Annotated in this window: 7 protein-coding genes; 6 read left to right on the top strand and 1 reads right to left on the bottom strand. The window is 61.9% G+C overall.

All coding sequences use genetic code 11. The annotated features are described in order from the left end of the window. Window positions 1-302 precede the first annotated feature (302 nt). The 5 genes from GYK42_RS19145 to GYK42_RS19125 all read left to right on the top strand — a co-directional run bounded on the left by GYK42_RS19145 (window position 303) and on the right by GYK42_RS19125 (window position 4,819). Window positions 303-1,553 carry an Hsp70 family protein gene (locus tag GYK42_RS19145; protein ID WP_166448794.1) on the top strand — a complete coding sequence of 417 codons (1,251 nt, stop codon included), beginning with the start codon at window positions 303-305 and terminating at the stop codon, window positions 1,551-1,553. Window positions 1,554-1,592: 39 nt separating this feature from the next. Beyond that, entirely contained in the window at window positions 1,593-2,222 is a 630-nt protein-coding gene (locus GYK42_RS19140) for a 3'-5' exonuclease (protein WP_170846245.1), read from the top strand. Between the two features lie 177 nt (window positions 2,223-2,399). Beyond that, window positions 2,400-3,788, top strand: a complete 1,389-nt coding sequence (locus tag GYK42_RS29585) for a tetratricopeptide repeat protein (protein WP_166448793.1) — start codon at window positions 2,400-2,402, stop codon at window positions 3,786-3,788. A 114-nt stretch (window positions 3,789-3,902) separates the two neighbouring features. Further along, window positions 3,903-4,379: a DUF4262 domain-containing protein gene (locus tag GYK42_RS19130; RefSeq protein ID WP_166448792.1), complete on the top strand. Its 477-nt coding sequence runs from the start codon at window positions 3,903-3,905 to the stop codon at window positions 4,377-4,379. Window positions 4,380-4,402: 23 nt separating this feature from the next. Then, a complete protein-coding gene (locus GYK42_RS19125; protein WP_166448791.1) occupies window positions 4,403-4,819 on the top strand; it encodes a DUF6386 family protein in 417 nt (138 codons plus the stop codon). Between the two features lie 25 nt (window positions 4,820-4,844). On the opposite strand, the gene GYK42_RS19120 is transcribed toward GYK42_RS19125, so the two are convergent. Continuing rightward, a complete protein-coding gene (locus tag GYK42_RS19120; protein ID WP_166448809.1) occupies window positions 4,845-6,632 on the bottom strand; it encodes a GGDEF domain-containing protein in 1,788 nt (595 codons plus the stop codon). Between the two features lie 412 nt (window positions 6,633-7,044). Between GYK42_RS19120 and GYK42_RS19115 the strand changes: the two genes are divergently transcribed. Further along, window positions 7,045-9,240 carry a prolyl oligopeptidase family serine peptidase gene (locus GYK42_RS19115; RefSeq protein ID WP_205711460.1) on the top strand — a complete coding sequence of 732 codons (2,196 nt, stop codon included), beginning with the start codon at window positions 7,045-7,047 and terminating at the stop codon, window positions 9,238-9,240. Window positions 9,241-9,248 lie beyond the last annotated feature (8 nt).

The following is a 9,248-nucleotide window of genomic DNA, read 5'->3' as shown; positions in this document are numbered from 1 at the left end:
GCCGTGCAAGCTGCAACCGGCGCCGGCCTGGCTATCGGCCGAACCGCCGCCGCAGCCGGCCAGGGAAACGAGGAAAGCCGCCAGCAAGGCAGCGGACAGGGGGCGCAGGGGAGCATGGGGCACGATGGGTCTCCGGGAGCTGGCCGAGTTGCTCGGCATTAATTTCCTAAGAGTATCTTTTGCGTGCGGCCGGCACTTGATGCAAAGCAAGCTTGTTATGTTGACCGGGCTGAACGGGTTTTGCTGGTGCAAAGCCCTGCCTTCTGATATCATAGCGCCCCTTTATTCAGGGAAGGGTCGACATGGCCAATGCTTGCGGCGTCGATTTCGGCACGTCAAATTCCACGGTAGGCTGGGCGCGTCCCGGGCAGAGCACCATGCTCGGCCTGGAAGATGGCAAGACGACCTTACCGTCCGTCGTCTTCTTCAATGCGGAAGACGAGGAAGTCAGTTTTGGCCGCGCGGCGCTGGCCGGCTATCTGGCCGGTTACGAGGGGCGCTTGATGCGCTCGCTTAAAAGCTTGCTGGGCACGAGCCTCATCGATGGCCAGACGGAAGTCGGTGGCCGCGCGCTGCCGTTCCGTATGTTGCTGGCACAATTCATTGGTGAAGTGAAACGTCGCGCCGAGCAGTCCGCCGGCCGCGAATTCTCGTCCGCCGTGTTCGGCCGTCCCGTCTTCTTTATCGACGACAACGCGCAAGCGGACCAGCTGGCGCAGGACACCCTGGCCGAAGTGGCGCGCTCCGTCGGCTTCAAGGATGTCGCCTTCCAGTTCGAGCCGATTGCCGCCGCCTTCGATTACGAGTCGCAGATAGCCAAGGAAGAGCTGGTGCTGATCGCCGACATCGGCGGCGGTACGTCCGACTTTTCGCTGGTGCGCTTGTCGCCGGAGCGGGCGAAAAAGGCCGAGCGCCGTGATGACATCCTCGCCACGGGCGGCGTGCACATCGGTGGCACGGACTTCGATAAATACCTGAGCCTGTCTTCCGTCATGCCTTTGCTCGGCTATGGCAGCCGCCTGCATAACAATAGCGAAGTGCCGTCCAGCTATTATTTCAACCTGGCGACGTGGCACACGATCAACCTGGCGTACACGAAGAAAATCTGGGTGCAACTGGCCGACGTGTGCCGCGATGCGCGCGAGCAAGACAAGATGGGGCGCCTGCAAAAACTGATCGACGAGCGCGCCGGCCACTGGCTGGCCATGAAAGTGGAAGAGGGCAAGATCGCCCTGTCCGACGCGGCCGAAGTGCAGCTGGAACTGGACCGATTGTCGCCCGCGCAAAGCCTGTTGCTCAAACGTACGCAGTTCGACGAAGCCATCGGCCACCTGTGCGGTTCCGTGGAAGAAACCGTGCTGCGTTTGCTGCGCGACGCTGGTGTGGCGCCGGAAGCCGTCGACACCGTCTTCTTTACGGGTGGTTCGAGCGGCGTGCGCCTGCTGCGCGAAAAGATCGCCGCCCTGGTGCCGGCCGCGCGCAAGGTCGAAGGTGACTTGTTCGGCAGCATTGGCGCAGGTCTCGCGCTGGACGCCGTACGTAAATTTGGTTGATAATCGTCACCCATTGCCGCACCCACGAAAGAGCGCCCCATGAATGTGTTTGACAAACCGATCGTCATGATCGACTTCGAGACGACCGGATTGTCGCCCGACATGGGCGACCGCATCACGGAAGTGGCGGCGCTGCGCATCGAGGGCGGGCGGATCACGGACCGTTACGTGACCCTGATCAACTGCAATGCGCGCATTCCCTCGTTCATCACGGGCTTGACGGGCATTACGCAGGCGATGGTGGACAAGGCGCCGCCCGTGGCCGAGGTGGTGCCACAATTGCTGGATTTTATTGGCAGCGATGCCTTGTCGGCCCACAATGCCAGTTTCGATGAAAAATTCCTGCGCGCGGAAAGCGCCAGGCTGAACCTGACACCGGCGCACCAGTCGCTCGTATGTTCATTAAAACTGTCGCGCCGCGTGTTTCCCGGCATGGCCAGCTACAAGCTGGGCTTGCTGTCGAGCCAGCTGGGCATCGCCTTCAAGAGCGCCGCCCACAGGGCCGAATCCGATGCGGAAGTGGCGGCGCAAGTGCTGATCCATATCGGCCGCCATTTGCGCAGCAGCTACGGCATCGCCGACGTCGACGCGGACTTGCTCGTATCGCTGAACAAGCTGGCCGCCGCCAAGGTGCCGCAATTCCTGCAAAAGCATCCATCGCGCCGCTGAGTGCCGATTCCTCTCTAAGCGGGCTCATCAAAACGATATGATTTTGTTATTTCGTTTGAGCCCGCTCAAGTCCTTCCCCCGCATCGAATTTAAAATTTAAGCAACACACGATTTCGCCGCCCTGGGCCGCCGTTTTGCGCGTGTCGCCGGCAAGCGCGATGTGGATGGGGGGCGCACATGGACAAGCACCATACTGCCAGAGATAGCCACCAGGCGTATATCTGGTTCCGCACGGCTGCCGAGCAGGGCAATGCCTACGCCCAGTTCAACCTGGGATTGATGTACAAAAAGGGCGAAGGCGTGGCGCAGGACGATGCGCGCGCCTTTGTCTGGCTGCGCCTGGCCGCGCTGCAAGGGCTGGCGTTCGCGCAGAACCACCTGGGCGCCCTGTATTACCATGGCCGTGGCGTGGCGCAGAGCGACGCCGACTCTGTGCTATGGTTTCGCCGCGCGGCCGCCCAAGGCGATGCGTCGGCCCAGCAAAACCTGGGGCAGATGTACCGCAAGGGACGCGGTGTGCTGCAGAGCGACGAGCTGGCCCTGGCGTGGTTTTACCGCGCGTCCGAACAGGGCGTGGCCAGCGCGCAATCCTTGCTCGGCGAAGCGTATGCCCAGGGACTGGGCGCGAAAAAGAACGATGCGCTGGCCCTGGCCTGGTTCCGCAAGGCAGCCTTGCAGGGCGATGCGCAAGCGCAGCTGAACCTGGGTCTCGTCTACAAGCGTGGCCAGGGCGTGGTGCAGAGCGATGCGCAGGCACTGGCCTGGTTCCGCCAAGCCGCCGCCCAGGGCTTGGCCGTGGCGCAGCGGCAACTCGGCGTGGCCTATGCGGAAGGCTCGGGCGTGGCGCCCGACCAGCTGCGCGCCTATGCCTGGCTGCAACGGGCGGCCGAACAGGATGACGCCGACGCCCAGTTCAACCTGGGCCTGATGCTGGCGCGCGGCCAGGGCGTCGACAAGGACGAGGCGCGCGCCGTCGCATGGTACCGGCGCGCCGCCCTGCAAGGCCATTGCATGGCGCAATACAATCTGGGTGGCATGTTTGCGGGCGGGCGCGGCGTCACCCGCGACTTGCGTCAGGCGCTCGACTGGTATGCGAGGGCGGCGGCCCAGGGTGCGTCGAATGCGCAGTTCAACCTGGGCGTGATGTATGCCAATGGCCAGGGCGTGGAGCGCGACGAAGTGTGCGCCGTGCGCTGGTACCGCACGGCTGCCGACCAAGGCGACGCCAGCGCGCAAAATAACCTGGGCGTCATGTATGCGAACGGCCATGGCGTGCCGCAAGACGATGGTCTGGCCGTGCAATGGTATGCGCGCGCGGCCGGCCAGGGCCATGCTCTGGCCCAGTACAACCTGGGCGGCATGTACAACAGCGGGCGCGGCGTGGAGAGGGACCCCGTCTGCGGCTATATGTGGCTGGCACTGGCGGCCGAGGGGGGCGACAGCGGGGCGGCCAGGGCCAGGGAGGCGGTTGCCACCAGGCTGGAGCCGGCACAGCTGCAAGAAGCGCAGCAGCGCATGCGGCAGTGGCGCCAGGTGCGCTTTCCGCCGCTACCGCAACGCGACTGAGGCGCGGGCGCAGTGTGCGCGTGGCGGCGCGACGCATGCGATAATTGCTTGCGAGCATGTCGCGCATCCTGTCGTGCATGCGGCGCGTTTTCTGGGCACAGTGAAAGGTTGAGCATGGTAAGGCAGGCAGGCGAGGATGCATCCGAACAAAAGGTGATCGACGACATCGCCACGCATGGCTGGCATTGCGTGCATATTTCCGCCGACGACGTGGGTCCCGGCTATTCGTTTACGATAGGCGCCAGCCACAGTTTCGGCCAGCCAGAGTTTCTCATCCTGGGCTTGCCGAGCGCGACGGCCCACCAGATACTCGACGTGGCGCTCGATGCCGTGCGCAGCGGCGCCATTGCGGATTTCACGGCCACCACGGGCGCCTTGCTGAAAGACCATCAGTGCGCCTTCGTGCGCGTGCCGCCAGAACAGTACCGCGATTACGTCGGCTATGCCCGCTGGTATTACCAGGGCGATGACTTTACCTTGTACCAGATCGTCTGGCCGTCGCGCGATGGCCATTTTCCATGGCAGGCGCAAGCGAGCGCGCAATATGTGGAGAGCCAGCCCCTGCTGGGACCGGTGCCGCTGGCCGCATGATGCCAAGCACGTGCGTCAAAATTGTGACCGGGACGGCTACCTTGTGCGTGTTCGACCCGGCCCTCTTGCGCCACAAGCTGGAAGATGACTGCGACTGGTGGAGCATCCCCAGCGCGGAACTGGCGGCCGTGAACGCAGGGCAGGTGGCGTTTTTCAACGTGGGTGATGACGGCGCGTATGAACTCGCCTTGCACGCCGAACTTGCCGAGCCGCAGGTAGTCGTGCATCTTGCCGTCGTCTCGGGTCGCGTCTTCATCGGCGCCGGAGAAGACGTCACGGGCGGCGGTCTGGAACCGGACACGGCCTATGGCGGCCTGTTCGTGGATGTCCCCGTTGGCAGCTACCGCGTGCAGGCGCGCCGCGATGGCACGCACATCAGCCTGGCATTCGTGCCCGATGCGCGCAGCGGCAATGCGTTTGTCGATCTCGTGCGTATTTGACCGCGCGTAGGCGAATTGCCCCAGGCTAGGCATCCATGCGCGCCACAGCCGCGCCTTGTCGCCGGTCCAGGAACAGGCTGTTGCCGTGGATTTTCTTTGCCTGCTTCTTCGCTTCGGCCGCCTGCGTGGCGATCTGATGGTGCGTGTAGTACTGGTGCGCCTCGACCTTGATGACGCCCAGCGACAGGCTGATCAAGGAATAAAACACTTTCTTGCCTTGTCGGTCTTCGCTGATGTAGCCGCCCCGTTCGCAGTCGCCCGTGCTGTAGTAGGCGAGGATGGCGGCCGCGAAGTTGTCCAGCATGGCCTGGCAACGCGTTTCCCAGTCTTCGCTCTGGAACAGGATCATGAAATCGTCGCCGCCGATGTGGCCGATGAAGTCGCGGTTCGGGTCGCAATGGCTGCTGAGGATTTCTCCCGTCAGCTGGATCACGTCGTCGCCCTTGCGGTAGCCGTACACATCGTTGAAGGGCTTGAAGTGGTCGAGGTCGCAGTAGCAGACCCAGAAGCGGCTGCCGCTGTGCAATAAACGGTCGATATGCTCGTTGATGGGCACGTTGCCGGGCAGTTGCGTCAGCGGGTTGGCGTAGCGGGCCGCATTGATCTGCATCTGCGTGATTTCGCGCATCAGGTCGTGGCCCGTACCCATGCCCAGGTAGCGGCCGTGTTCGGTAATGATGAAACCGTTGAACAGGTGGTGGGCGTCGGACTGCACCATGGTGTAGCTGAGTTCCTGCAAGCTTGTCTCGTGGTCCGCGATCAGGGGCGTGGCATCCATGAACAGGCTGCATGATTTCTTGCCATACAGTTCGCGCTGGTAGGGGCGGGCGAAGTGGTCGATCATTTCGAAGCGGCTGATCAGGCCCAGCGGCACGCCGTCGTCGACGACGGGAATGATCATCAGCTTCGGCTCCTTCAGGAAGATGTCGTACACCTCGTTATTGTTGAGCTGCGGCGACACGGCCGCCACCTTGTGCAGCAGCTTGCGGATACTGGCGCCATTCTTTTCCAGACTGCTGCGCTGCGGATACACGGCCACGCCATTGCGTCCCAGCGCCTGCACCACCTCAGCCGGCAGGGCCCGCGCCGGCACCGCATTGGGCCGCCCCAGGTGGTAGCCCTGGCCGAACGCCACGCCCAGGTCGCGCAAGACCAGCAATTCCGTCTGTGCCTCGATGCCTTCGGCGATCACCAGGGTGCCCGATTTCTCCGCGATTTCCTGGATCGAGCGCACGAACTGCAGTTTCACGGGATCGTTGTTGATGCCCTGGATGAAATGCATGTCGATCTTCACGTATTCCGGGCGCAGTTCCGACCACAGGCGCAGGCTGGAAAAGCCTTCACCCAGGTCGTCGATGGCGATCTGGAAACCCATGTTGCGATAGTGCAGCACGGCCTCGCGCATCAGCTCGTAGTCATACGTGGGCTGGTTTTCCGTCAGCTCGATGATGACACGGTCCGGATTGATGCCGATGTGCTCGATATATTCGAGGGTTTCGCCATGGCGGGCATTGCGCAGCAGCAGGCATTCGGGGCTGACGTTGAGAAACAGTTTTCCTGGTAGCTGCAGTTCGGCGAAGCGTTCGAGCACCACTTGCCGGCACAGGTGTTCCACTTCCAGGGTCAGGTCGTGCGCGCGCGCCACCTTGAACAGATTCATCGGCGCGTGCAGAGGGCTGTCGGACGGCCCCCGTATCAAGCCTTCGTAGCCGATGATGTCGCCGCTGTGCATGTGGATGATGGGCTGGAACAGTGCGCTGAGCTTGCGGCCCGCCAGTATGTCGTGCAAAGCATCCGTTCCTTCGATGGTCATGGGAAGCGATGGCGGTTTCAGGTAAGCCACGTTCGATGGCGTCGCGCCGGGCGGCATGGCGGTGGCGGAAGGGAGGGCGAGAGTGTGCATAGGAGGTTGTGGCGGCACGGCCTCTGGACGGGCCATGAACATGTTGCCGATAGTAAAGAAGATTTATGACAACTTGATGAAACGACTTTGCTTTTGATAATGTTTCTTGCATGAACGTCAGTTTGCCGTTTTCGCCGAAAGCGAGATTTATCATGGCAATTCATGTTAATTTGCCAAACAAAAGACGGCAAATCCACCGGATAACTGTGCTTTAAAAGTGGCAATCCGCGCTATGATTTCTCTTGGCGAAAGTCAACATGGGCAGCCGCGGCGTGTGTGTGCGGCCTGCTTTCCTCGACATCCAACAATGAGACAACAACCCATGCAATTACGTAGTGCAACCCTCATATTCAGCTTGATGGCCGCTTTCGGTGGCAATGCCCTGGCGCAAACCGCCGCGACGCCATCGTGCCCGGCCGGCGACGGCGCTGCCGTGACGTATCCGGTCAGCAAAAAAGTCGACCAGCAAGACAGCTATTTCGGCACCACCATCGCCGATCCGTACCGCTGGCTGGAAGACGCCAACAGCGCGGAAACGGGCGACTGGGTCACGGCGCAAAACAAGCTGACGCAGTCGTACCTGGGCACCATCCCCGAGCGCGCCGCGATCAAGCAGCGCCTGACCAAGCTGTGGAACTATGAGCGTTTCTCTACGCCAACGAAGCAGGGCGGCCGTTACTTCTACAGCCGCAATGACGGCTTGCAGAACCAGGCTGTGCTGTACACGGTGAAAAAACTGACGGACGAACCGCGCCTGCTGCTGGACCCGAACACCCTGTCGACCGATGGCACGGTGGCGCTGGCTGGCACCTCGATCAGCCCGAACGGCAAGTATCTGGCGTATGCCACGTCCGCCTCCGGTTCCGACTGGAACGAGTGGAAAGTGCGCGACATCGAATCGGGCAAGGATTTGACGGACCACATCAAGTGGGCCAAGTTCTCCGGTGCTTCGTGGACCAAGGACAACACCGGTTTCTTCTACAGCCGCTATGACGCGCCGAACGAAGCCACCAAGCTGGCCGATATCAATTACTTTCAGAAATTGTACTTCCACAAGATCGGCACGCCGCAAAGCGACGACGTGCTCGTCTTCGACCGTCCCGACCAGAAGGAATGGGCGTTTGGCGGCAGCACCGTCAGCGACGACGGCAATTACCTGATCATCACGGCCACGCAAGGCACGGAACGCAAGAACCGCATCTTTTACAAGGACTTGCGCCAGAAGAATGCCAAGGTCGTGGGCTTGCTGGAAGAGTTCGACGCTTCGTACTCGTTCATCGACAATGATGGCCCCGTGTTCTTCTTCAAGACCGACAACAAGGCGCCGAAATCGCGCGTGATCGCCATCGATACGCGCAAATCTGCACCTGCCGACTGGAAGGAAATCGTGCCGGAAGCGGCGGAAACCCTCGTCGCCGTCAACCTGATCAACAACCAGCTGGTGCTCGACTACTTGAAAGATGCGCAAACGCAAATCAAGATCGTCGGCCTGAACGGCAAGCTGGTGCGCGAGGTGGCCTTGCCGGGCATCGGTTCGGCCGGCGGCTTTGCGGGCAAGCGTGGCGATACGGAAACGTTCTATTCGTTTACCAGCTTCACGACGCCAGCGACCATCTACCGCTACGACATGAAATCGGGCAAGAGCACGGTGTACCGCCAGCCGAAGGTCGATTTCGACCCGAACGCCTTTGAAACGCGCCAGCAATTCTTCACCAGCCGCGACGGCACCAAGGTACCGATGTTCATCGTCTCGAAAAAAGGCATGAAGCTCGACGGTTCCAATCCGACCTACCTGTACGGCTATGGCGGCTTCAATATTTCGCTCACGCCGAGCTTCTCCGTGGCCAATCTTGCCTGGGTGGAAATGGGCGGCGTCTACGTGATGGCCAACCTGCGCGGCGGCGGAGAATACGGCGAAGCCTGGCACCAGGCTGGTACCAAGCTGAACAAGCAAAACGTGTTCGACGATTTCATCGGCGCGGCGCAGTGGCTGGTGGACAACAAGGTCACCTCGCCATCGAAACTGGCGATCGGCGGCGGCAGCAATGGCGGCCTGCTGGTGGGCGCGGCCATGACGCAGCGTCCGGATCTGTTCGCGGCGGCCATCCCGCAAGTGGGCGTGCTCGACATGTTGCGCTTCCACAAGTTCACCGTGGGCTGGGGCTGGGTGCCTGACTATGGTTCGTCTGACGACGCCGAGCAGTTCAAGGCGCTGGTGAAGTACTCGCCGCTGCACAACCTGAAGGCGGGCGGTTGCTATCCGGCCACCATGATCACGACGGCCGACCACGACGACCGCGTCGTGCCAGCCCACAGCTTCAAGTTCGCTGCGGCTGCCCAGGCAGCGCAAGGCGGCGCGGCGCCCGTGCTGATCCGCATCGACAGCAAGGCGGGCCATGGCGCCGGCAAGCCGACCACCAAGCAGATCGAAGAAGTGGCCGATCGCTGGGGCTTCCTCAGCCGTTCGTTGAAGATGACGCCAGTAGTGGCGGAGCCAGCCAAGGTGGCAGCGCAGTAAAACACGGT

The organism is Janthinobacterium lividum, assembly GCF_011601275.1.
GTDB lineage: Bacteria > Pseudomonadota > Gammaproteobacteria > Burkholderiales > Burkholderiaceae_D > Janthinobacterium > Janthinobacterium lividum_E.
The sequence above is the reverse complement of the archived record's forward strand: the minus strand, read 5'-3'. Positions and strand labels throughout refer to the sequence as shown.